Below are 293 nucleotides of genomic sequence, written 5' to 3'. Positions count from 1 at the left end.
CAGGTCATAGTGATCCGGTGGTTCTGAATGGAAGGGCCATCGCTCAACGGATAAAAGGTACTCCGGGGATAACAGGCTGATACCGCCCAAGAGTTCATATCGACGGCGGTGTTTGGCACCTCGATGTCGGCTCATCACATCCTGGGGCTGAAGCCGGTCCCAAGGGTATGGCTGTTCGCCATTTAAAGTGGTACGCGAGCTGGGTTTAGAACGTCGTGAGACAGTTCGGTCCCTATCTGCCGTGGACGTTTGAGATTTGAGAGGGGCTGCTCCTAGTACGAGAGGACCGGAGT

At 55.3% G+C, this 293-nt stretch carries 1 rRNA gene; it reads left to right on the top strand.

The window, feature by feature from the left end:
- Window positions 1-293: ribosomal RNA gene (locus SB786_RS35975) — 23S ribosomal RNA — on the top strand; the annotation flags it as partial.

It is taken from the genome of Burkholderia sp. SIMBA_062 (genome assembly GCF_046534765.1).
Lineage (GTDB): Bacteria > Pseudomonadota > Gammaproteobacteria > Burkholderiales > Burkholderiaceae > Burkholderia > Burkholderia ambifaria.
The sequence above is the reverse complement of the archived record's forward strand: the minus strand, read 5'-3'. Positions and strand labels throughout refer to the sequence as shown.